This window comes from Mucilaginibacter sp. (assembly GCF_965200995.1).
Classification (GTDB): domain Bacteria; phylum Bacteroidota; class Bacteroidia; order Sphingobacteriales; family Sphingobacteriaceae; genus Mucilaginibacter.
Genome location: NZ_OZ241743.1, coordinates 2273868 through 2295419, shown reverse-complemented (window position 1 = coordinate 2295419; position 21552 = coordinate 2273868). Strand labels below are relative to the sequence as shown.

Sequence of the window (21552 nt, the reverse complement as noted above, 5' to 3'; positions counted from 1 at the left end):
TAAAAGTACTCTGAATTTCAAAGTTATTATACAAAAATTTTTATTGCTCCTTTTGCTGCCTGATCAATTGTTCTAAAGCCGCTAAATGCTGTTGAAACGCCTTCCTGCCTTTTTCGGAGGCCGAATAGTTAGTATTGGGTTTACGCCCTAAAAAAGACTTATTTACGGTGATGTACTCTTCCTTTTCCAAACCTTTCAGGTGCGAGGCCAGGTTACCATCAGTTACGCCCAGCAGTTCCTTCAATGAATTGAAATCATAACGCTCGTTCACCATCAGCACACTCATAATCTGCAGCCTGATGCGGTTTTCAAACGCTTTATCTAATTGTTCAAAAGGTATCTTCACCGCTCATATTTTAAATACATGCTAAGCCCATAGGCAATATGCAATACACCAAAGCCCAATGCCCAAAAGATAAGGCCATAGCCCGGCAGGCAGGCCGCCAGCAAACCTAATACAATTTCAGATATACCTAAATAGCGCACCTCTATATAAGTAAAATTGCTGCCGCTAATAAGGCTAAGGCCATAAAACAGCAGCATGGCCGGCGCAATAATACCGTAATATCCCCTGCTCAGTAAGATCAGCGTAAATAAACCACCGGCTAATAAAGGTATGGCCAAGTAAAAAAGCAGTTGCCGGCTGGCCGGGTTCCAGATGTGCTGCCCGTTGCGCCTGGCCTTGCGGTAGGTAAGGGCAACGCCTGTAGCCAATGAAGCTACCAGTACCATTATGGCAACGGTAACCAGCCGTTGCAATATCTGGTGGTTAGGTACATAAAAATTGCGGTAACCGAAAAAGCCATAATCATTGTATACCGTGCCGTAAGCTATAAAGGCGCCTGTTAAGGCGTAAATACCTGCCAGCACGCCCGATAGCCCGCTTAAAGATATAAACTTGGTAGAGCGTTCCATCAGGGAGCGGATAGAACTCAGGTCATCCTGCAATTGATCTTTCATTATAAAGTGCTTTGCTTTTCAAAGTTAGTTACAAATAATTTGAAAGCAAGTTTTTACTGCTTTATATTTTTAAGCGGTAAGCGCCGCCTTTACCAGATAGGGTAATATTTCTTTTTGGAACGATACAAAGTTTTTGCGCACGTCAGCATCACTTACCGATGTAAAGGCAAAACTGAATACAATGCTTTTGCTGCATTTAATGAGAAAGCGCAGCCGCTGGTAATAACTATCCTGCTTGCGGATGTTGCCCAGCCGGGTAAAAGAAGCAACCAGCAAATCTTCCAGTTCGTTTGATAAATTTTTTAAGAAATCCTGTGAGTTGGCGGATTCGCGTATAAAGTCCCAGCCGATAAATTCGTTGCACACGGTGTATGACAGGCGGCTGGTTTTCATGATCAGGTTAGAGAGATGTGTTTCCTCATCCAGCACCGGGCTGTTGCCCTCTACCAGCTCATTTACACTTACGCGGATGTAATCCATCAGCAGGGCGTGCAGCACATCTTCCTTACTGTTGAAATATTTGTAGATGGTGGCCTTGGCTATTCTGGCCTTTTTGGCAATTTCGTTAACGCTGGTTTTATGATAACCGAATTTACGGAACAGCTCCTGCGACGCACGCTTAATTGTTTCCCTTGTAATATCGGTATCCATGCTTTAGTTCGTCACAAATATCTGAAAATTATACACATAAGCATTATAGGCCTTTAATGATTTTGTGGCCGGCGCTTTCACCGGCGACCCATCGGACACCGAAAATTTGGCGCCGCTGCAGGGGTCAGTCAGTTCAAGCCCGCTGTCATCCAGTTTTACGGCACACTTATTTTGCGGGTTGTAGCTGCTGCAACGGTCGAAAGCGGCATACGTATTATCGGGCCGGTGATAAATTACCAGTCCGGCCACGCCATAACCCTCTACGGTTACCGCACCGCCAATGGCATTCAGCTTACTTACCCGCGGGTCGGTAAGGGGCAACTGAAAGTTCACATTCACTGCAGGTACATAGCTGCCATCATCTTTTCCGCACGATACCAAACCCAACATCAGTATAATAACGGCAGCTATCTTTATCCTCATATCACTTCCGTTTTAAACTGCCGCAGGAAGCGTACATCGTTTTCAGAGAACAGGCGCAAATCACGTATCACATATTTCAGGTTGGTAATGCGCTCGATACCCATACCAAAGGCAAAGCCGGTGTATTTTTCACTGTCGATACCGCAATTCTCCAATACATTAGGGTCTACCATACCGCAGCCTAAAATTTCTACCCAACCACTGTACTTGCACATGTTACAGCCTGCGCCTTTACAAATAGTGCAGGAAATATCCATTTCGGCCGAAGGCTCGGTAAAAGGAAAATAGGATGGCCGGAAACGTACCTGCGTGCCATCACCATAAAGTTCCTGCACGAAGTGGAAAAGGGTTTGCTTTAGATCAGCAAATGATACGTTTTCATCCACATATAAGCCTTCCACCTGATGGAAAAAGCAATGGGCACGAGCCGAGATGGCTTCATTGCGGTATACCCGCCCCGGCATAATGGCCCTGAACGGCGGCTGCCCCTGCTCCATCATACGCACCTGTACCGATGAGGTGTGGGTACGCAGGGCAACATCATTATGGCCGTTCTTTTCAATAAAGAAAGTATCCTGCATATCCCTGGCCGGATGCTCGGGCGGGAAGTTTAGGGCAGAGAAATTGTGGCGGTCGTCCTCAATCTCGCGGTCTTCGGCCACCACAAAGCCCAGGCGTTTAAAAATGTCGATGATCTCGTTGCGCACCAGTTGCAGCGGATGGCGCGAGCCAACGGTAAAGCCCTCGCCGGGCAGGGTCAGGTCGATATCGGATTTCGAATTTGAAACTTCCGATTCAAATCTTTCCTTCAATTCATTGTACCGTGCCTCGGTAAGCTGCTTAAACTGGTTAAGCACCTTGCCTAAGGTGCGTTTTTCCTCAGGCGTGGTACTCTTAAACTGCTCGAACAGGTCTTTAATCAGCCCCTTGGTGCCCAAATATTTAATGCGGAAGGCTTCCAGCTCATCGGCATTGGCCGGATGAAAGGCATTTACTTCTGCGGTATATTGATCGATTTGCGTTTGCATTTATAGTATGGTTCTTAGGTATTGCTCGGCAGTGAGTACAGGAATATTTGATCTCTTGTAATCTTTTATATTCCGGGTAATAATAGCATCACAATGATATTTTGCAGCAATAAAATGCTGTAAGGAATCCTCAAAATCTGTAAAATCGCTTTCTAAGGCCGCACTGATAGCATCCGGCTCAAAAGATAAAATATTTAACCGCTCAACCGTGTCCCTGATTCCAACCTTTGCTAATACTTTCCCAATACTTTTGCTTAAAACATAATTTACATTTGCAATAACAAGTGTTGATGTGTTAAGCTGCGCTTGTTTGTTTTCGCCTATTTGAAACAACAATTGTGAATAGTGATAAAACGGCGTTCTTTGAAGTAACCTGTCAAGAATAATGTCACTATCTACATACAGATTTTTATAGGCCATACTTCTCTTTAAAGTATTCGTATTTTGCTTGGTCGTAATCAAAGTCGTCTGGTACTTTGCCTTTTAAAATGCCTGTAATTTTTTCAATCTCAGGTGATACCTTTATCGCCTTTACCTTTTTCAAAAACTCATCTTCCTCAACTTCTTCCTTACCCGCAGTTTTGCTGATGAAATCAGAAAATAGCTTAGATATACTTACCTGATGTGCGGCAGCATACTTTTTTGCTTTAGCAATGATATCCGTATCTACGCTCAGTGTTAATTTTGATGTGGCCATATCAAACTCCCGTTATACGTACAAATATAATTATTTTATACGTATCATTTAAGTACGCCCAATTCCTTGCCTACCTTGGTAAAGGCAGCAATGGCCTTGTCCAGATGCTCCTGCTCATGTGCGGCAGAGATCTGCACACGAATGCGCGCCTTGCCCTGCGGTACTACCGGGTAGTAGAAACCGATGACATAGATTCCTTCGTTCAGCATACGGGCGGCAAATTCCTGGGCCAGTTTGGCATCATACAGCATTACAGGTACAATAGGGTGTACGCCCGGCTTAATATCGAAACCGGCTGCCGTCATCTTTTCACGGAAGTACTGGGTATTGTGCTCCAGCTTATCGCGGAGGCCAGTGGTTTGGCTCAGCATGTCCAGCACTTTAATAGAGGCACCGGCAATGGCGGGGGCCAGGGTGTTAGAGAACAGGTATGGCCTTGAGCGCTGGCGCAGCATATCAATAACCTCCTTGCGGCCCGAAGTGAAACCACCGGACGCGCCGCCCAGCGCCTTACCCAGGGTGCCGGTAATAATATCAATACGGCCCATTACATGGTGATGCTCATGCGTACCCCTGCCGGTTTTACCCAAAAAACCGGAGCAGTGGCTCTCATCAATCATTACCAGCGCTTTATATTGATCGGCCAGGTCACAAATCTTGTCTAACTGGGCAATGGTACCATCCATAGAGAAGGCCCCGTCGGTAACAATGATGCGGTGGCGTAAATCCTGCGTAGCTTTCAGCTTTTCCTCCAGATCGGCCATGTCATCGTGCTTGTAACGGTGGCGTTGCGCCTTGCACAAGCGTATGCCGTCAATAATAGAGGCATGGTTCAGTTCGTCCGAAATAATGGCATCCTGCTCATTAAACAGTGGCTCGAACACACCGCCGTTGGCATCAAAGGCGGCTGCATATAAGATGGTATCTTCAGTACCTAAAAAGTCAGACAACTTTTTTTCCAGCTCTTTGTGGATATCCTGCGTGCCGCAAATAAAGCGTACGGATGATAAGCCATACCCGTGTGTATCCATTGCTTCTTTGGCCGCTTCAATAACCTCAGGGTTCGAAGACAGGCCCAGGTAGTTGTTGGCGCAGAAATTAATTACTTCCTGCCCGTTCTGCACCTCAATATCAGCACCCTGCGGTGAGATGATGATGCGTTCCTTTTTATATAATCCGGCATCTTCAATGGCAGCAAGCTCCTGCTGCAAAACCGGTTTCAGCGTATCATACATAGCAATCAGATTAAGCTGCAAAAATAGGTATTAACCGCCATATCAGCCCTATATAGATGGCTTATAGAATTTTATTCGCCATAAAACAAACATTTTACGTTCTGTATCGATATATATAAATCTATGTCGAAATATTTACTGCTCCTCCTTATCATTTTTGCGTCTGCCCCTGTTTTTGCACAGCGGCAATTTTTACTTTCAGGCCGTGTTACCGATAACCGACGTGCGCCTGTTTCCTACGCCTCTATCTATATCAGCAATACTACCTATGGTACATCGGCTAACGAAGACGGCCGTTACCAGTTTAAACTAAACCCGGGTACCTACACCGTAGTTTACCGCAGCGTAGGCTACCTGGAAAAACGCGAGCGTATCACCATAAGCAATCAAAACGTAGTGCAGAACGAGCAGCTCAGGCTGGAGTCGTTTCAACTGCAGGCCGTTACTGTAAATGGCGATACCACCAATCCCGGCGCCCGCATTATGCGGCAGGTAATTAACAGGCGGAAGCATTTTCTGAACCAAGTAAAGCAGTACTCTTGTGTGGTATACATTAAGGGGGTACAACGCCTTATCAGCGCCCCCAAGGTGCTGACTAAGAACAGGTTTTTACGCCCGTTTACCCGCCGTTTGCAAATTGATACCAATGGGCGGGGCGTTTTGTATCAGTCTGAGTCATTGTCCACCTTTAGTTTTGAGCAGCCCAACCACATTAAGGAGGTCATGCTTTCTTCTAAAGTGGCCGGGCAAAGCAATGCTTTTAGCTTTAACCGGGCTTCTGATCTGCAATATAATTTTTACCAGAATTACTCCATAATTGCCGGCGTTAGTCCGAAAGCTTTTATTTCACCGGTGGCTGATAACGCTATGGAGCATTACAGCTACCGTTTGGTAGGCACCTCTGTTGAAGAAGGCAGCACTATTTATAAAATACTGGTGACGCCTACCAAAGCGCATGACCAGGCTTACCGGGGCTTTGTATACATAGTAAAGGATGAATGGCGCATAGCAGCCGTGGACATGTACATTACCAAGCAGGCCAACATCAACTTTGTAGATACCTTAAATATTACCCAGCAATTTGTACCGGTACGTGATACGGTTTGGCTGCCGCTTACTACGCAGTACACCTTTAATGGCGATGCCCTGGGAATTAAGTTTAAAGGTTATTATTTGGGTGTATACAACAACTATAACATTAACCCTGATTTTGGCCCGAAGTATTTTAATGGCGAAGTGCTGCGTATTGATACCAACGCCAACTATAAAACCAATGCCTACTGGAATAATTCGCGGCCGGTACCTTTAACGGCACTTGAAACCAGAGATTACAGGCGTAAAGACAGTGTGGAGGCCATACGCTCGACCCCTGAGTATATGGACTCGCTTGAGGGCGTACGTAATAAGTTCAGGCCGTTGCGCTATGTTGCGTTTGGCTACCAGCATTACAACCGCGATACCCGTACCTCTGTTTACATTAATCCGATTTACGATCTCATCTATTACAATACCGTACAGGGCTGGAGCATTAACCCCAAGTTTACTTACCTGAAAGGGTTTAACAACAGGCAAAGTATCAGCATCACCCCATCCGTACGTTATGGTTTCTCGGAGAAAAAGATTGATGCCAATGCAAGTATCAGCTTTAATTATGACCCGGACCACAAAGGATACTGGTTTCTGCGCGGCGGAAGCGACGTATTTGATTTAAGTAATGTTGGCACCCGCAGTGCACCATTCAACACCGTTAGTACCTTGTTGTATGGTAACAACTATGTTAAATATTACCGCTCACAATTCGGGCTGATTGGCTGGCAGCGTGAGGTTGCCAACGGCGTAGTGGTATATGGTGGTTTGTCTTATGCCAACCGCCAGCAATTATACAATACCTCTTTTAACCGTATCTTTTACCAGGACAGGGACTACCGCGCCAACAGCGCCCTCGGCGCCGATGGTGTTTACAGGGGCACACCAGTTTCGTTAGACTCGTACGTAGAGCGTAAAGTGTTTGACGAAAACCAGGCCTTAACCTTCAAAGCATCCGTAAACATCACCTTCGACCAGCAATACCAGACCCGCCCGGAAGGCAAGCTTTACGAACCTTCAAGGTTACCGGTATTGCAGCTTACTTATCGCAAGGGTATTCATAACGTAGTTGGCTCTGATGTGGATTATGATTTTGTATCCGCTACTGTTTACCAGAACCGGATCAACTTCGGGCTGTATGGCTACTCCAGCTATAAGGTAAGCGTAGGCAGTTTCCTGAACCATAATGCACTTTCATTTATGGATTATAACCATTTCCTGGGTAACCAGGGTACTGTGTTTAATCCGGATATTGGTAATTTTCATTACCTGCCGTTTTATGCCTACAGTGCCAACCGCAGCTTTTTGGAAGCGCATTATGAGCACAATTTTACCGGGTTTTTGCTTGGGCAGTTACCTTATGTAAGAAGGCTGAAACTTGAAACCATTGCCGGGTTAAATTACTTAACCAATAACAACGCCCCTATACGTACAGATGATCGTTATTTTCAGAACAATAACATCCACAATTATATTGAGGGCTACGTTGGTATCAAACGCTTTTTCTTCCGTGTAGATTATGGCGTAGCCTTCGGTGCAGGCACCAAATTTGCCCAGGGCTTCCGGATATTTTACGGTATCAAATAGCAATCCAATAGTGTGGTGCAGCTATAATGCAACCCAATATTTTTGAATAAAACACAACAGCCGCTTTTTGAGCGGCTGTTGTGTTGTAAAGCTGTAAGCGTTGCTGTTATACCATTTTTATACTTAACCATTTTACAAAAAATTAAAAATCATAATACCGTTTTGGTTTTTGGTATAATATTTACTATGTTAGCATAATAAATTTAAGGAGGTACCTATGAGCCGCGAATTAATTGAATTTTCAGACCAGATTGACGAACAGTTTGAATTACCCGAGGTAGAACAGCTGATAGAGATTGAACAAGCCGAAGCTTTTTGGAATTTTATTTTGCGCCTGTTTGACAAGCAGCAGCTATAATTTGAAGAATAGAATTTCCTGCCAGGTTACATAGGTTTATTGCTGATTGTCTGCCAGTACTTTAATATCTGTTACTTCTATAATAGTTTTGGGGTAACCTTTAAGTACTACATTGATCATGGCTAAACCTACTTCGCGTAAGGTGCCGGTCATTCGGGGCATGATCAAACGAAATAAAGGGTATAACCAACCCAGATACTTATACATGGGCAAAACGTTCTTTAAGCCCGGCGTAGGTTTCATCATGCCCGGCCTGAAATTATATACCTGCTTAAAAGGCAGCTTAGCCAGGTCATTTTCAGTTTTGCCTTTTACTCTTGCCCACATGCTGCCGCCTTTTTCGGTACTGTTTGTACCAGCGCCCGAAATATAGCAAAAGGTCAAATCTGGGTTTAGCTGCACCAGGGTTTGGGCAAAGTTTAAAGTCAGATCATAGGTTAGCCGGCGGTACTCTTCCTCATTTTTGCCAACCGAGGTAACCCCTGCGCAGAAGAAGCAGGCATTGTAGCCGCTCAGCTGATGGCTTACCACTTCCAGATTAAAGAGATCCGGAACAATTAATTCCCTGAGTTTGGGATGGCCGCCGCCGTAAGGCTTGCGGTTTACTGTCAATACCTGCTCCACATCCGGGTGCTGCAGGCATTCGTGCAGTACACCTTCGCCTACCATACCGGTAGCGCCTGTAATTATGGCTCTTATCTTCATATCAGTTATTCTACAACCAAGTTTACATTACACTTGGCTACTCTTTTTGTTTATCGTAATATTGCGATTAATTTATGGGGCTTACTAAAAAAGATTTCTTTACCGAAAAGCAAAATGAGCTGGCTATCCTGTTCAAAGCACTGGCTCACCCGGCACGTATTGCTATTCTCCAACACCTGATTCAAGCGAATGCCTGCATTTGCGGCGATTTGGTAAATGAGCTGGGCCTGGCACAGGCAACCATATCGCAGCACTTAAAAGAACTCAAAAGCGCCGGACTGATACAGGGTACTATTGAAGGCACAAGCGTTTGCTATTGCATTGCACCGCAAGCCTGGCAACAGTTGCAAAGTGAATCGGGCATCTTTTTCGGGTCGTATACAGGGCATAAGCGCTGTTGCTAATGGAATTAACTGATTACGTTAGGTATTTCGACATAAAAGCAAGGTCATGCTGAGGTCCTTCATTTTAAAACAGCTTTAATTAACCAGTAATTTTTATTGCCTTATCACTACATGAAAAATATCCTTGTACTCTGCACCGGCAATAGCTGCCGCAGCCAGATGGCTGAAGGCTATCTGCAGTACTTCGCCGGCAATTTAGCTAAGGTATACAGCGCGGGTATTGAAAAGCATGGGGTAAACCCAAAGGCCATACAAGTAATGGCCGAAAATGGAATGGATATTTCAGCCCAAACTTCTACCCTTGCAGACGAATATACCCATATACCATTCGACATGGTTATAACCGTTTGCGACAATGCCAGCGAAGCCTGCCCTATTTTTCCGGGTCACGTGCAGCGCTTCCACCATGATTTTCCCGATCCGGCTAAGGCCACAGGTAACGCCGGTGAGGTGATGCAGGCATTCAGGCAGGTTAGGGATATGATCAAAGACTTTTCAAAACACTTCGTTGCAACTCATATCAATATATGAGCGTAAATAACTGCGCCCCTGTATATCAGCGTAAAAAACTCAGTTTTTTAGACCGCTACCTTACCCTGTGGATATTCCTTGCTATGGGTACAGGCATTGCATTGGGTTATTTTTCCCCCGCGGTTACCGGTTATATCAACCATTACTCCAGCGGCGCTACTAATTTGCCAATCGCTGTCGGGCTGATAGTGATGATGTACCCGCCGTTGGTAAAAGTAAATTATGAGAGCTTGGGCAAGGTGTTTAAAAACACTAAAGTACTCAGTGCATCGCTGCTGCTTAACTGGGTAATAGGCCCGGTATTGATGTTCGCTTTGGCTATCCTGTTTTTACAGGACAAGCCGGAATACATGGTTGGCGTAATCATGATCGGCCTGGCGCGCTGCATTGCCATGGTGATGGTGTGGAATGAACTGGCCGAAGGTAGCCGGGAGTATGCTGCAGGGCTGGTTGCCTTAAACAGTGTATTTCAGGTTTTGCTTTACAGCGTTTATGCGTATATATTTATCACCGTATTGCCTCCGCTCTTTGGGCTTAAGGGTATGGCTGTAAAGGTAAGCATCAGTGCTGTTGCCACCTCTGCGGGCATTTACCTGGGTATTCCGTTTGCGGCCGGCATCATCAGCCGTTTTGTATTGATTAAGATTTATGGCAGGCAATGGTTCAGTCAAAAGTTTATTCCGTTTATTTCGCCTGTTACCCTTATTGCCTTGCTGTTTACCATTGTAGTGATGTTTAGTTTAAAAGGGCGGCTCATTGTTCAGATTCCATTTGATGTGGTACGCATTGCCATACCGCTGGTCATTTACTTTGCCTTTATGTTTGTGATCAGCTTTTGGCTGGGCAAACGTTTAGGGGCCAACTATGCGCAAAACGCAGCTATCGCCTTTACCGCTGCCGGAAATAATTTTGAGCTGGCTATTGCCGTAGCGATAGGTGTGTTTGGCATAAATTCCGGGCAGGCGTTTGCAGGTGTGATCGGGCCCCTGGTTGAGGTTCCGGCATTGATCGCTTTAGTGAACGTGGCTTTCTGGTTTAAGAAAAGATATGCTTAATCATCAATCTACCATTATCAAACTCACTGTCCACAGTTTCGCGTAAATCATACAGCAGCCATTGCTTATTAGTAATATCCTTGCTTTTGTTACGCAGCAGTTTTATAAAACACTCCGCCCCTGCCGGCTCATTGCCATTGCCATGTATCAGTACAATACTCCGTTCATAGGTTGCTGCCCTTTAGCCAGCCAGGCCCTATCCTGCTGGTACTACCACATCCAGGTACCGGTAACCAAAAGCGCAATGGGCACCGGCTGCTCCACCTTGCCAAATTCAGCGAACAGGGCAGTAAGTATCTGCCGGTCCAGCGGGCGGTGCGATGGGCACAGATCAGCTGTAAGCTGATAAGCAGAGATATTTAAATAAGCAGTTGAACCGCATACTGCTAAAGCCGCGCAACTTAACTATATAAACAGAAGCAGGAATTTAAGTTTCATGTTGCGCATTTAAATCATTTCGGGCCGAACAATGTTTGGCTTACAAAAGCTTTTGAGTTGGCTCTTAAATAAATTTTGCTGTAATGGTTCGTTTGTCTGTAAATATCAATAAAATAGCTACCCTGCGCAATGCAAGGGGCGGCAATAATCCCGATCTGATTAAGACTGCTTTGGATTGCGAACGCTTTGGAGCGCAGGGCATCACTGTGCACCCCCGGCCCGATGAGCGCCATATCCGCTATGAGGATGTATACCGGTTAAAGGAAGTGCTCACCACCGAATTTAATATAGAAGGCAATTGCACCGAGCAGAAGTTTGTTGACCTGGTGCTGGCCGTAAAACCGGCGCAGGTAACCTTAGTGCCCGATGCACAGGGGCAGCTTACCTCTAACCACGGGTGGAATACCATAGAACATAACCGCTATCTCACCGATATGGTAGGCGCCTTTAAAAAGGAAGGCATCCGGGTATCGCTGTTTGTTGACCCGCTGATTGATATGGTGGAGGCCGCTGCCGAAACCGGTACCGACCGCGTGGAACTGTACACCGAGGCTTACGCCAGCCATTACCACCAGGGCTTTGAACTGGCTGCAGCACCTTATGTGCAGGCCGGCCTGGCGGCACAACGGGCGGGTTTGGGCCTGAATGCCGGCCACGACCTTGATTTGGAGAACCTGCAATACTTTGCCGCCAGCGTACCCGGCCTGCAGGAGGTAAGTATTGGCCATGCGCTCATCTGTGATGCCTTATATTATGGCCTGGAAAATACCATTCAGCAGTATTTGCGGCAGTTAGCAGCGAACCCGAATCAGCAGTAATTCAGCTTGTAAAAGCACTGTAACTATTCAGGTTGCGGTTGTTACTCCGCCCTCAAACAATTACCTTTGCAGCAAAAAACTGAGGGCTTTTCGTTCTATGAAACTGAATGTTGATTACCAGGAACAATTTCAAACCAGGCACATTGCACCCAACACCGCTGATACCGCCAAAATGCTGGCGAAGGTGGGCGCAGGCACGATTGATGAGCTGATTGACCAGACGGTACCGGCTAAAATTCGTTTAAAGCAACCATTAAATTTACCGCCTGCCAAAAGTGAGTTTGATTACCTGAATATATTAAAGCAAACCGCTTCAAAAAATAAGGTATTCAAATCCTACATCGGCCAGGGGTATTATGATGTGATTGTACCGGGGGTAATTCAGCGTAATATTTTAGAGAACCCGGGCTGGTATACCCAGTATACCCCATACCAGGCCGAGATTGCCCAGGGCCGTTTGCAGGCGCTGCTCAACTTTCAGACGATGGTACTGGATTTAACCGGGATGGAGATTGCCAACGCCTCCCTGCTGGATGAAGGTACCGCCGCCGCTGAGGCCATGTTTATGCAATACAGCCTCCGCAAGAATCAAAAAGCCAACGTATTTTTTGTGTCGGAAGAGGTATTTCCGCAAACCATTGATATTTTAAAAACCCGTGCCCAGCCTTATGGCATTGAGTTGCTGATTGGCAATCATACTTCGGTTGAACTGACTGATAACATGTTTGGTGCGATTGTACAATATCCGGCAGGCAGCGGCGAGGTATACGATTATAAAGATTTCGCAGCACAGGCACATGCCAAAAACATTAAGCTTACCGTAGCAGCCGACCTGATGAGCCTGGTACTGCTTGCCCCGCCGGGCGAGTGGGGTGCCGATATTGTGGTAGGCACCAGTCAGCGTTTTGGTGTACCCATGGGCTTTGGCGGCCCTCATGCTGCATTCTTTGCCACTAAAGAAGAATATAAACGCTCGATGCCGGGCCGTATTATTGGCGTAACGGTAGACAGTGCAGGTAACTATGCCCTGCGTATGGCCTTGCAAACCCGCGAGCAGCACATCCGCCGCGATAAAGCGACCTCTAACATCTGTACCGCACAGGCATTGCTGGCTATTATGGCCGGCATGTATGGCGTATATCATGGCCCTAAAGGCTTACAACTGATTGCCGAACGTATACATGGCCTCACCGTATTGCTGGCACAAAGCCTGGAGCAGTTGGGTTATCAGCAACTGAATAAGGCTTACTTTGATACGCTAAAGTTCGATTTAGGTGAACTGGTTGGCCCGCTGCACGCCGAAGCACTGAACAATGAAGCAAACCTGCATTATAATGGCTCAGAAGTTACCATCTCCATTGATGAAACTACGGAACCAAAAGACATCCAGACCCTCATTCGCTTCTTTGCCAAAGTAAAAGGCAAAACCTTGAATGATGCAGGCTTTGATGAATTGAAAGCCAACCTGCAAACCGTAATTCCTGCCGGTTTGCAGCGTGAGTCGGCTTACCTTACGCATCCGATATTTAATTCGCACCACTCGGAGCATGAGATGCTGCGGTACATTAAATCATTGGAAGCCAAAGATCTATCGCTTTGCCACAGCATGATTGCGCTGGGTTCCTGCACCATGAAGCTGAACGCCACTACCGAAATGATACCGGTAACCTGGCCCGAGTTCAGCAAAATGCACCCGTTTGCCCCGGCCGACCAAACCGGCGGCTACATGCAGGTATTTGATGAGCTAAACACCTGGCTGAGCGAAATTACCGGCTTTGCGGCCATGAGCCTGCAGCCTAACGCCGGTGCGCAAGGCGAATACGCCGGCCTGATGGTGATCCGCGCCTATCATCAGGATCGTGGCGATATGCATCGTAATGTAGCCTTAATTCCGGCTTCGGCGCATGGTACCAATCCGGCTTCGGCAGCCATGGCAGGTATGAAAATAGTTGTGGTAAAATGCGATGATAACGGCAACATTGATGTAGCCGACCTGAAAGCCAAAGCCGGGCAGTACAGCAACGATTTAAGCTGCCTGATGGTAACCTATCCATCTACCCACGGCGTATTTGAAGAATCTATCATTGAGATTTGCGAAGTGATTCACCAGCATGGCGGACAGGTGTATATGGATGGCGCCAACATGAATGCGCAGGTAGGCCTTACCAGTCCGGCCAATATCGGCGCTGATGTTTGTCACCTCAATCTGCATAAAACCTTTTGTATTCCGCATGGCGGCGGCGGCCCTGGCATGGGCCCTATCGGCGTGGCCAAACATTTGGTGCCTTACCTGCCCGGCCATGCCGTGGTTGATATTGATCAGGGTAAATCCATCCCTGCGGTATCGGCAGCGCCCTGGGGTTCCGCTTCCATCCTGATTATCTCTCATGCTTATATTGCCATGATGGGTGCCGACGGCTTAACCAACGCCACCAGATACGCCATTTTAAATGCCAACTATATTAAGACCCGTTTGGCGGAGCATTACCCGGTATTATACACCGGTGCCAACGGCCGCTGCGCACACGAAATGATATTGGATTGCCGTGCCTTTAAAAACTTTGGTATCGAGGTTACTGATATTGCCAAGCGCTTAATGGATTATGGCTTCCACGCACCTACGGTATCTTTCCCGGTAGCCGGCACTGTAATGGTAGAGCCAACCGAATCGGAACCGAAGCACGAGCTGGATCGCTTCTGCGATGCCATGATCGCCATCCGCCATGAAATTGAGGATGTGCAGAATGGCCTGCTGGATAAAGCGGATAACCCGTTAAAAAACGCGCCGCATACGGCTGCCGTAATTACCGGCAACGAATGGGAGCACAACTATACCCGCCAAAAGGCCGCTTTTCCACTCCCTTACGTAGCGGCCTATAAGTTCTGGCCGTCGGTAGGCCGGGTAAATGACACTTACGGCGACCGTACACTGATTTGCAGCTGCCCGCCCCTTACTGATTATGAGTTTGAGGAAAGTGAAGTAACTACGCCCGAATACGGCACCTGAAACAAATAAAACACCAATGGCCGCTAAGTTAAGAGGCCATTGGTGTTTTACGGAAAAGCTGCTGCGCAGCAGGTATATTTGCTTATTGAATATCAGCTCCTGGCTTCAGCCGCCTGTTTTGACAGGTTCAAAGTTGCCCTGTATGATATAACAGCAAAATTTCAATTCATAAAAACTGACACAAACGTCTGATTGTTGAGTTATGGATTTACAGTTAAAATGTACAGACCATGAACTCAATCTACTTAAAAATTGACCATTTACCTTTAAAAATTGTACCAGATGTAACTATGGCGATGAATGGCCATCCGGTACTCACCTTTAAATATTATCTCTTCAGGGATATAGATGCAAACGCAGAAGTATCCGATACTCTAAGGCTGATGAACCAGCAGCTCAGTATGGACAACGGTAATTATTATGGCTTTATAACATTCGACAATCCCGGACAAATGTTTACCTACACTTCTAACGGACGGCATGAGTTGGAAACAGAGGAAGTAGAGCAAATTATTGAACAGGTTACCCATTACCGTGAACATCCCGAATTATGGAACAAAGATTTGTAAATAGCAACTGATGCCTTTATCAGATTCATATTTCCATTTTAGTGTAAAACCAGTACAGGTAACGTAACTTTCTGTAAACATAAATACAGATTATCATTACGCCCAATAATTTTATTTACCTTACACCCGATATGTTTTAAAACATATTGGAGTAAAAACATTTAGTTCTGATTCCCGTATAAAAGCGTTATGATAATAAACAGGCCTGTAAGTATCCTTTTGGTAGATGATGATGAGATCAACAATTTCATCTCTATCAAACTGATAAAAAAAGTGTTGCTCAATGCTGAGATTATGGCTTGTTTAAACGGAAAGTTTGCCATAGATCAGCTCCTGCAACTACAGGAAACTGAACCCGAGCAAATGCCGGACTATATTCTTCTGGACATTAACATGCCTATTATGAACGGCTGGGAGTTTTTGGACACCTACGTTAAGCTGAACATTGATCCTGCGCACAAAAGCAAGATCTACATTATCTCATCATCCGTATTCAGCAATGATATCAACAAGGCAAAATCTTACCCATTAGTAAAAGATTTTGTTTCCAAACCGCTGAATGTGGATAAAATAAAAGAATTGTTTGAGTTGAATAATCAGCCTGAGTAGGGTATTACCTTAAACGTGTCCTGCTCCTGCTGTATGGTACCTGTATGTACCCGTTTGGCATGGTAAAATAAGCATATCCAGTCTTCCGCAGCGGCGCGTGTTCCATACTGTTCGCGCAGGTGCATGGCCTTGCGGCCGTCAAAATCATACTTGGCGGCAAACTTACGTATCAGCTGCTCCGGTTCCGGCAGCTCATCACCCCCGAAAAACACCTGCCTGCCTTCTAAACTGATCAGGAATACCTGGTGAAACTCCGTATGCCCGCCCGAAAGTTCATAGTTAATGCCCGGCTGCACCGAACCACTGCCCTGTACAAAGGTGATGTTTACCTTATGGTTAAGCAGCGTTTCAAAAATCGGTTTATGGTACGAGGAAGAAGTACCTGCAATGGCCTTGTCCCATTCGCCCTGCTGCACTACGTGCCTTGCCTGCGGAAAGCTGGGCACCAGCTTTCCGTTCACCTCGGTTACCAATCCGCCCGAATGATCATAATGCAGGTGCGACATCAGCACCAGTGTTACCTCCTCCGGCTCAAAGCCCGCATGGCGTATATGCTGATGCAGCAGCAGTTCATCACGGGTATCTTTATAACCCAGGCCGGTATCCAGCACAATAAGCTCGGTAGCCGTTTTAATTAAAAAGGGGTTAACATGTATGAATAACGACCCCGGCCTGTCAGTAAACTTATCGGTTTGGGGGTTGAACGGTATAAACTTCTTTGAGCTGTCAACAGAATAAGAGCCTTCGCTTAGTGTAAAAATTTCCATAATAAAATCATGCAGCGCAACGCTGCGTATTGTACATTTGCTGCCCTGATAACCCGGTAACAGCCCTGCGGTTTGAATTGCAAAGATAACCAAAACCGGCACTTACCCAGCTTAAAACCAGGGCAGCCGGATGTTGCGCTTTTACCGGTTAAACTATAACTTGCCCATATCAAATCAAATGGATAAACGATGGACCATAAAGCAGCAGCCTGAACATAAACAGATTATACAGCTGGCTGCCGAACTGGGCATTAACCCGGTATTGGGCGCCTTGCTGCTGCAGCGTGGCATCACTGATTTTGAGGCAGCACGTTATTACTTTAAGCCAGACATCAGGCACCTGCATGATCCTTTTTTAATGGCTGATATGGAGCAGGCCGTTTTACGCATTGAGCAGGCTATAGCTGCCGGCGAAAAGATACTGATTTACGGCGATTATGATGTTGACGGCACTACGGCGGTTACGCTGGTATACAGCTTTTTTCAGCAGCAGTACAAGCACCTGGCCTACTACATTCCAGACAGGCATCTGGAAGGTTACGGTATCTCAACGCAAGGGATCGACTTTGCTGCTGCCAACGGCTTTTCGCTGATTATCGCTTTGGATTGCGGCATTAAATCCATTGATAAGGTGGTTTATGCCAGCAGCAGGGGTATTGATTTTATTATAGCCGACCACCACCTGCCCGGAAGCGACCTGCCTGCCGCCATTGCCGTGCTTGACCCTAAGCGCCCTGATTGCCCGTATCCTTATAAAGAGCTTTCGGGCTGCGGGCTGGGGTTTAAACTAATACAAGCCTACGCCGAAAAGAACGGCATCCCGCTTGAAAATTATAACTGTTACCTGGAGCTGGTCGCCATCAGCATAGCCTGTGATATTGTGCATATCACCGGCGAGAACCGCACACTGGCACATTTTGGGTTACAGCAGTTAAACAGCAGTGCCTGTAATGGCGTGCAGGCGCTGATGGAGGTAGCCGGCAAAGCCGGCAACTACAGCATTGGTGATATTGTATTTATGATAGGCCCCCGTATTAATGCCGCCGGCCGCATAGGCGATGCCAAACAAGCAGTGGAATTACTGTTGGCTCATACCCTGCCCGAGGCGCGTGATAAAGGTGTTCAGATCAACATCAAAAATGTGGAGCGTAAAGGCCACGACATGAACATTACGGACGAAGCCCTGAGCATGATTGAAAGCAGTGATGCGATGCTGAACCGAAAATCAACCGTGGTATTCAGCGAAGGCTGGCATAAGGGAGTGATTGGTATTGTGGCTTCGCGGCTTACTGAAAAATATTACCGGCCCACGGTAGTGCTTACCCGTTCCAATGGCCATGTGGCCGGTTCGGCCCGCTCTGTAGTAGGTTTTGATTTATACGAAGCGCTGAGCGATTGCAGCGATCTGTTATTGCAATACGGCGGCCATAAGTATGCTGCCGGTTTAACCATGAAACCCGAGCAGGTAGAAGCTTTTTCCCGGCGGTTTGAAGAAGTAGTAAGCAATAGCATCACTGCCGAACAACTGATACCCGAGATACAGATTGATACCGAACTGGAACTGCATGAGGTAGATGCCCGCTTTTTCAGGCTGCTGAACCGCTTTGCCCCTTTCGGGCCGGAGAACATGTCGCCCGTATTTTTAAGCCGGGGGGTGCAGGTTTGCGGCAGGGCCGGTTTAGCAGGCACCAATCATTTGAAAATGGCCGTATCGCAGGATGGCTCCCCGATGTTCGAGTGCATTGCCTTTAACCAGGCCGGCTGGCTGCACGAGATAAACAAAAGCAAACCTTTCGATATTTGTTATACCATTGAAGAAAATATCTGGCGCGAAAAACGTTCTATACAACTGAACATTAGAGGGATAAGAATGGGTTCATTGGTTCATTAGTCATTAGGTTTAAATGAGTAATAATAGCATAGAAACCTTAAACGTTTATCAATTAGCTGTGGATCTCAGCAATAAGATATGGCATGTAGTAGTGCAATGGAACAAATTAGCACAAGATACAGTTGGTAAACAATTAATAAGGTCCGCAGATTCCATCAGCGCTAATATTGCAGAAGGGTATGGCCGTTTCCATTATAAGGAAAATAGAAACTTTTGCTATTACAGCCGCGGTTCAATATTAGAAACCAAAGACTGGTTAACAAAGAGTAAAGCAAGAAAACTGATCAATGAAGAAGATTACGAAATATTGATTGTTGACCTTAAAACTATTCATCATAAATTAAACGCTTACATTAAATTTATTGGTAAAGCAAATAAAGACATTGACCTTCCCCCAATGACCAATGAACTAATACCTAATGCCTAAATTAACCAATGAAATTACGAGCCGAAAATTTAGTAAAAAAATACAAGCAGCGTACGGTAGTAAACGATGTATCATTTGATGTATCGCAGGGTGAAATTGTGGGCTTGTTAGGCCCTAACGGTGCCGGTAAAACCACTTCGTTTTATATGATTGTGGGGCTGATTAAGCCCAATGAAGGCAATATCTACTTGGAAGAGGAAATCATCACCAGCGACCCAATGTATCGCCGCGCTCAAAAAGGTATCGGCTACCTGGCACAGGAAGCCTCTGTGTTTCGCAAACTTACCGTTGAGGATAACATCAAGGCGGTGCTGGAGATGGGAACCCTGACCAAACAACGCCAGACCGAAAAGCTGGAAGAGCTGATTGACGAGTTCAGTTTGCACCGGGTACGCAGGAACCGCGGCGACCTGCTCTCCGGCGGTGAGCGCCGCCGTACTGAAATTGCGCGGGCCCTGGCCGCCGAGCCCAATTTCATCTTGTTGGATGAACCCTTTGCCGGCGTTGACCCTATTGCGGTGGAGGAAATACAAAGCATGGTAGCCAAACTGCGGCACCGCAATATTGGTATCCTCATCACCGACCACAATGTGCAGGAAACGCTATCCATTACCGACAGGGCTTACCTGCTGTTTGAAGGCAAGATACTGGAATCGGGCGTGCCCGAAGTACTGGCGGAGAACGAACTGGTGCGAAAAGTTTACCTGGGTGCAAATTTTGTGCTTAAGCGTAAAACTTTTTTGTAATTTAAGCCCTGTCCATGCCAATCATCAACGCTGTATTTAACTGGTTTATAAAAAAGCGCATTCACCAGATTGAGCTTTTTATGAAGTATCCTGATGAAGTACAGGAAGAATGGTTTGAACACCTGATTGCTTCGGCCCAGCACACGGAGTGGGGCAAGCAGCACCATTACAAAAGTGTGGAAAGCCTGCACGACTTTAAGCAGCGGGTACCCATCCAAAACTACGATACGCTGAAGCCCTATATCGAGCGTATGCTGGCCGGCGAGCAGAATGTATTATGGCCAACAGAAATCAAATGGTTTGCCAAATCATCAGGTACCACCAGCGACCGCAGTAAATTCATCCCGGTAAGCGCCGAGGCACTGGAAGAATGCCACATGAAGGGCGGTAAGGACATGCTTACCCTATACTGTAACAACCGGCCCAATGCCCGTCTGTTTACCGGCAAAAGCTTAACCCTGGGCGGCAGCCACCAGGTAAGCCAGCTCAATGCGGATACCTTTTTTGGCGACCTCTCGGCGGTGATTATGAAGAATCTGCCTTTATGGGCCGAATTTTACCGTACGCCGGACTTGGATATTGCCCTGCTGGAAAACTTTGAGGAAAAGATTGAAAAGATGGCCCATGCCACCAAGGATGTTAACGTTACCGGCATCAGCGGTGTACCTACCTGGAACATCGTACTGTTTAAAAAGATACTGGAGGTTACCGGCAAGCGTAACCTGCTTGAAGTATGGCCAAACCTGGAACTGTACTTTCATGGCGCTGTAAATTTTACGCCTTACCGCGAGCAGTTTAAACTGCTGATTCCGAACGGGGATATGTATTACCTCGAAACTTATAATGCCTCAGAAGGCTTTTTTGGTATACAGGACAGGGAAGCCCCCGGCGAGATGCTGCTGATGCTGGATTACGGCATTTTTTATGAGTTTTTGCCTTTGGAGAACCTGGAAGATGAGCAGCCCGAAACCCTGACGCTTGATCAGGTAGAATTAGGCAGAAATTACGCGCTCATCATCAGTACCAACGCCGGCCTGTGGCGGTACATGATAGGTGATACTATTCGCTTTACCTCGCTGGTGCCCTACCGCATACAGATTACCGGCCGCACCAAGCACTTTATTAATGCCTTTGGCGAAGAGGTGATTATTGATAATGCCGAACGTGCACTGCAGGAAGCCTGCCGCCAAACCGGCGCCATTGTGCGCGATTATACCGCCGGCCCCATTTATTTTGAAGGCAACAATGCAGGCGGCCACGAGTGGATCATCGAATTTGAAAAAAAGCCGGCAGAATTTGAACGCTTTGTTGACCTGATGGATGAAACCCTGCGTAAGATCAACTCCGATTATGATGCCAAGCGTTTTAAGGATATGGCCCTGCGGCGGCCTGTGGTGCACCGTGCGCCCGAAGGCACCTTCTTCAGGTGGATGAAGGAGCGCGGCAAATTAGGCGGCCAGCATAAAGTGCCCCGTTTGGCCAACAACCGGGAGTACGTAGACGGTTTATTAGCCATACTCGAACCTGCCAACCGGGCAGTTTAAGCGGATTGCTTGCTGT

23 protein-coding genes are annotated in these 21552 nt (G+C 46.6%); 13 read left to right on the top strand and 10 right to left on the bottom strand.

Translation table 11 applies throughout. The features are described 5' to 3' along the window. Positions 1 to 40: 40 nt before the first annotated feature. The 8 genes from ACY652_RS10805 to kbl form a co-directional block, all read right to left on the bottom strand. A complete protein-coding gene (locus ACY652_RS10805; protein ID WP_462264382.1) occupies positions 41 to 346 on the bottom strand; it encodes a winged helix-turn-helix domain-containing protein in 306 nt (101 codons plus the stop codon). Next, complete coding sequence (locus ACY652_RS10800) at positions 343 to 960, bottom strand: hypothetical protein (protein ID WP_462264381.1); 618 nt, start codon at positions 958 to 960, stop codon at positions 343 to 345. Before ACY652_RS10800 ends, ACY652_RS10805 begins: the two co-directional genes overlap by 4 nt. Positions 961 to 1029: 69 nt before the next feature. Beyond that, positions 1030 to 1611, bottom strand: a complete 582-nt coding sequence (locus ACY652_RS10795; RefSeq protein WP_462264380.1) for a TetR/AcrR family transcriptional regulator — start codon at positions 1609 to 1611, stop codon at positions 1030 to 1032. Between the two features lie 3 nt (positions 1612 to 1614). Further along, on the bottom strand, positions 1615 to 2034 hold the full coding sequence (locus ACY652_RS10790) for a Rieske (2Fe-2S) protein (protein ID WP_462264379.1): 420 nt from the start codon (positions 2032 to 2034) through the stop codon (positions 1615 to 1617). Next, the gene (pheS, locus tag ACY652_RS10785; protein WP_462264378.1) at positions 2031 to 3062 is read right to left on the bottom strand and encodes a phenylalanine--tRNA ligase subunit alpha; all 1032 of its coding nucleotides are present in this window, start codon (positions 3060 to 3062) and stop codon (positions 2031 to 2033) included. Before pheS ends, ACY652_RS10790 begins: the two co-directional genes overlap by 4 nt. After that, the gene (locus ACY652_RS10780; RefSeq protein ID WP_462264377.1) at positions 3063 to 3482 is read right to left on the bottom strand and encodes a PIN domain-containing protein; all 420 of its coding nucleotides are present in this window, start codon (positions 3480 to 3482) and stop codon (positions 3063 to 3065) included. After that, complete coding sequence (locus tag ACY652_RS10775; RefSeq protein ID WP_462264376.1) at positions 3472 to 3759, bottom strand: DUF6364 family protein; 288 nt, start codon at positions 3757 to 3759, stop codon at positions 3472 to 3474. Before ACY652_RS10775 ends, ACY652_RS10780 begins: the two co-directional genes overlap by 11 nt. A 44-nt stretch (positions 3760 to 3803) precedes the next feature. After that, entirely contained in the window at positions 3804 to 4994 is a 1191-nt protein-coding gene (gene kbl, locus ACY652_RS10770; protein ID WP_462268244.1) for a glycine C-acetyltransferase, read from the bottom strand. Positions 4995 to 5117: 123 nt separating this feature from the next. On the opposite strand from kbl, the gene ACY652_RS10765 reads away from it, so the two are divergent. Together ACY652_RS10765 and ACY652_RS10760 are read left to right on the top strand one after the other, a co-directional pair. Next, entirely contained in the window at positions 5118 to 7667 is a 2550-nt protein-coding gene (locus ACY652_RS10765) for a DUF5686 and carboxypeptidase regulatory-like domain-containing protein (RefSeq protein WP_462264375.1), read from the top strand. Positions 7668 to 7884: 217 nt separating this feature from the next. Further along, complete coding sequence (locus ACY652_RS10760; RefSeq protein ID WP_462264374.1) at positions 7885 to 8025, top strand: hypothetical protein; 141 nt, start codon at positions 7885 to 7887, stop codon at positions 8023 to 8025. A 36-nt stretch (positions 8026 to 8061) separates the two neighbouring features. Here the strand turns inward: ACY652_RS10760 and ACY652_RS10755 are convergent, their stop codons facing one another. Further along, positions 8062 to 8730: an NAD-dependent epimerase/dehydratase family protein gene (locus tag ACY652_RS10755; protein ID WP_462264373.1), complete on the bottom strand. Its 669-nt coding sequence runs from the start codon at positions 8728 to 8730 to the stop codon at positions 8062 to 8064. A 74-nt stretch (positions 8731 to 8804) separates the two neighbouring features. Here ACY652_RS10755 and ACY652_RS10750 point away from each other — a divergent pair, with 74 nt between their 5' ends. The 7 genes from ACY652_RS10750 (at position 8805) to ACY652_RS10720 (ending at position 16161) form a co-directional block, all read left to right on the top strand. Then, positions 8805 to 9134, top strand: coding sequence for an ArsR/SmtB family transcription factor (locus tag ACY652_RS10750; RefSeq protein WP_462264372.1), 330 nt, complete (start codon positions 8805 to 8807; stop codon positions 9132 to 9134). 111 nt (positions 9135 to 9245) lie between these two features. Beyond that, positions 9246 to 9665, top strand: a complete 420-nt coding sequence (locus ACY652_RS10745; RefSeq protein ID WP_462264371.1) for an arsenate reductase ArsC — start codon at positions 9246 to 9248, stop codon at positions 9663 to 9665. Next, the gene (gene arsB, locus ACY652_RS10740; RefSeq protein ID WP_462264370.1) at positions 9662 to 10720 is read left to right on the top strand and encodes an ACR3 family arsenite efflux transporter; all 1059 of its coding nucleotides are present in this window, start codon (positions 9662 to 9664) and stop codon (positions 10718 to 10720) included. The genes ACY652_RS10745 and arsB overlap by 4 nt, the downstream gene beginning before the upstream one ends. A gap of 521 nt (positions 10721 to 11241) precedes the next feature. Beyond that, complete coding sequence (locus ACY652_RS10735; protein ID WP_462264369.1) at positions 11242 to 11976, top strand: pyridoxine 5'-phosphate synthase; 735 nt, start codon at positions 11242 to 11244, stop codon at positions 11974 to 11976. Between the two features lie 97 nt (positions 11977 to 12073). Next, on the top strand, positions 12074 to 14983 hold the full coding sequence (gene gcvP, locus ACY652_RS10730) for an aminomethyl-transferring glycine dehydrogenase (RefSeq protein WP_462264368.1): 2910 nt from the start codon (positions 12074 to 12076) through the stop codon (positions 14981 to 14983). 230 nt (positions 14984 to 15213) lie between these two features. Then, on the top strand, positions 15214 to 15552 hold the full coding sequence (locus ACY652_RS10725) for a hypothetical protein (RefSeq protein WP_462264367.1): 339 nt from the start codon (positions 15214 to 15216) through the stop codon (positions 15550 to 15552). Between the two features lie 189 nt (positions 15553 to 15741). Beyond that, positions 15742 to 16161, top strand: coding sequence for a response regulator (locus tag ACY652_RS10720; RefSeq protein ID WP_462264366.1), 420 nt, complete (start codon positions 15742 to 15744; stop codon positions 16159 to 16161). Here the strand turns inward: ACY652_RS10720 and ACY652_RS10715 are convergent. After that, positions 16149 to 16928 carry an MBL fold metallo-hydrolase gene (locus ACY652_RS10715; protein WP_462264365.1) on the bottom strand — a complete coding sequence of 260 codons (780 nt, stop codon included), beginning with the start codon at positions 16926 to 16928 and terminating at the stop codon, positions 16149 to 16151. The two genes, ACY652_RS10720 and ACY652_RS10715, sit on opposite strands and share 13 nt — an antisense overlap. 178 nt (positions 16929 to 17106) lie before the next feature. Here ACY652_RS10715 and recJ point away from each other — a divergent pair, with 178 nt between their 5' ends. Genes recJ through ACY652_RS10695 form a run of 4 tightly spaced genes read left to right on the top strand, consistent with a single transcriptional unit; the run spans position 17107 to position 21536 of the window. Further along, complete coding sequence (gene recJ / locus ACY652_RS10710) at positions 17107 to 18819, top strand: single-stranded-DNA-specific exonuclease RecJ (protein WP_462264364.1); 1713 nt, start codon at positions 17107 to 17109, stop codon at positions 18817 to 18819. A gap of 13 nt (positions 18820 to 18832) precedes the next feature. Next, complete coding sequence (locus ACY652_RS10705) at positions 18833 to 19246, top strand: four helix bundle protein (RefSeq protein WP_462264363.1); 414 nt, start codon at positions 18833 to 18835, stop codon at positions 19244 to 19246. Positions 19247 to 19254: 8 nt separating this feature from the next. Continuing rightward, complete coding sequence (gene lptB, locus ACY652_RS10700; RefSeq protein ID WP_462264362.1) at positions 19255 to 19992, top strand: LPS export ABC transporter ATP-binding protein; 738 nt, start codon at positions 19255 to 19257, stop codon at positions 19990 to 19992. A gap of 14 nt (positions 19993 to 20006) precedes the next feature. Continuing rightward, on the top strand, positions 20007 to 21536 hold the full coding sequence (locus ACY652_RS10695) for a GH3 auxin-responsive promoter family protein (RefSeq protein ID WP_462264361.1): 1530 nt from the start codon (positions 20007 to 20009) through the stop codon (positions 21534 to 21536). The last annotated feature ends 16 nt before the right edge of the window (positions 21537 to 21552 follow it).

Bases quoted from the DNA above. Each gene is read 5' to 3' on its own strand.
- pheS (WP_462264378.1), bottom strand. From the start codon at position 3,062: ATGCAAACGCAAATCGATCAATATACCGCAGAAGTAAATGCCTTTCAT.
- ACY652_RS10755 (WP_462264373.1), bottom strand. From the start codon at position 8,730: ATGAAGATAAGAGCCATAATTACAGGCGCTACCGGTATGGTAGGCGAA.
- ACY652_RS10745 (WP_462264371.1), top strand. From the start codon at position 9,246: ATGAAAAATATCCTTGTACTCTGCACCGGCAATAGCTGCCGCAGCCAG.
- ACY652_RS10800 (WP_462264381.1), bottom strand. From the start codon at position 960: ATGAAAGATCAATTGCAGGATGACCTGAGTTCTATCCGCTCCCTGATG.
- gcvP (WP_462264368.1), top strand. From the start codon at position 12,074: ATGAAACTGAATGTTGATTACCAGGAACAATTTCAAACCAGGCACATT.
- lptB (WP_462264362.1), top strand. From the start codon at position 19,255: ATGAAATTACGAGCCGAAAATTTAGTAAAAAAATACAAGCAGCGTACG.
- recJ (WP_462264364.1), top strand. From the start codon at position 17,107: ATGGATAAACGATGGACCATAAAGCAGCAGCCTGAACATAAACAGATT.
- ACY652_RS10750 (WP_462264372.1), top strand. From the start codon at position 8,805: ATGGGGCTTACTAAAAAAGATTTCTTTACCGAAAAGCAAAATGAGCTG.
- arsB (WP_462264370.1), top strand. From the start codon at position 9,662: ATGAGCGTAAATAACTGCGCCCCTGTATATCAGCGTAAAAAACTCAGT.
- ACY652_RS10715 (WP_462264365.1), bottom strand. From the start codon at position 16,928: ATGGAAATTTTTACACTAAGCGAAGGCTCTTATTCTGTTGACAGCTCA.
- ACY652_RS10790 (WP_462264379.1), bottom strand. From the start codon at position 2,034: ATGAGGATAAAGATAGCTGCCGTTATTATACTGATGTTGGGTTTGGTA.
- ACY652_RS10725 (WP_462264367.1), top strand. From the start codon at position 15,214: ATGAACTCAATCTACTTAAAAATTGACCATTTACCTTTAAAAATTGTA.
- ACY652_RS10695 (WP_462264361.1), top strand. From the start codon at position 20,007: ATGCCAATCATCAACGCTGTATTTAACTGGTTTATAAAAAAGCGCATT.
- kbl (WP_462268244.1), bottom strand. From the start codon at position 4,994: ATGTATGATACGCTGAAACCGGTTTTGCAGCAGGAGCTTGCTGCCATT.
- ACY652_RS10705 (WP_462264363.1), top strand. From the start codon at position 18,833: ATGAGTAATAATAGCATAGAAACCTTAAACGTTTATCAATTAGCTGTG.
- ACY652_RS10775 (WP_462264376.1), bottom strand. From the start codon at position 3,759: ATGGCCACATCAAAATTAACACTGAGCGTAGATACGGATATCATTGCT.
- ACY652_RS10720 (WP_462264366.1), top strand. From the start codon at position 15,742: ATGATAATAAACAGGCCTGTAAGTATCCTTTTGGTAGATGATGATGAG.
- ACY652_RS10780 (WP_462264377.1), bottom strand. From the start codon at position 3,482: ATGGCCTATAAAAATCTGTATGTAGATAGTGACATTATTCTTGACAGG.
- ACY652_RS10795 (WP_462264380.1), bottom strand. From the start codon at position 1,611: ATGGATACCGATATTACAAGGGAAACAATTAAGCGTGCGTCGCAGGAG.
- ACY652_RS10735 (WP_462264369.1), top strand. From the start codon at position 11,242: ATGGTTCGTTTGTCTGTAAATATCAATAAAATAGCTACCCTGCGCAAT.
- ACY652_RS10765 (WP_462264375.1), top strand. From the start codon at position 5,118: ATGTCGAAATATTTACTGCTCCTCCTTATCATTTTTGCGTCTGCCCCT.
- ACY652_RS10760 (WP_462264374.1), top strand. From the start codon at position 7,885: ATGAGCCGCGAATTAATTGAATTTTCAGACCAGATTGACGAACAGTTT.